Raw genomic sequence first — 526 nt, 5'->3', positions numbered from 1 at the left:
GGTAGTGATGACACGGTGGGGTTGGCACTTCAGTACAAAGGTAAGCGGGAATTCCCGCCGGTGGTTGGCTTTCAAAAAGGGCAGCGAGAGATTCAGTTGGTTAAGTCGGATGACGATCAGACCCATTGGAAAATGAATCAATACACTGCAAGCATTTGTATTCATCCTGAAACGGGTGTCACTGCTATAACTTGTCCCCGAGGCAATCTCATCACATTTTGGGATTCTCGAGATCGTAAGTTTATTAGTTCAATAGAAATTTTTGACGCGAGTGGTGTCGCTTTAAGCCGGGATGGCAGGTACTTTTTTGTTACCTCTGGTACTGGTTCTTTGTATCACATTGACGCTCATGCTTTGGCACTCAGCTCAGTCTCAATTCCTGAATGGCCAAACGCCCATTGGGGAAATCACTTCAGCCAAATAACGGTGTAAACATGCTGATTAATCTAAACCTAAGCACGAGGCTGAGTTCATTGCTCTTGCCTTTGTTTGCGATCTCATTGTTGGTAAGTGCGTCGCCGAGTCG

Annotated in this window: 1 protein-coding gene; it reads left to right on the top strand. The window is 46.0% G+C overall.

The features are described 5' to 3' along the window. The coding region (locus A3738_RS04160) for a DUF1513 domain-containing protein (RefSeq protein ID WP_156503940.1) at nt 1–432 on the top strand (432 nt) is incomplete at its 5' end. Nucleotides 433–526 lie beyond the last annotated feature (94 nt).

This window comes from Oleiphilus sp. HI0066 (assembly GCF_001635725.1).
Note: the sequence above shows the minus strand (reverse complement) of the source record. Positions and strands in the feature narration are given on the sequence as shown.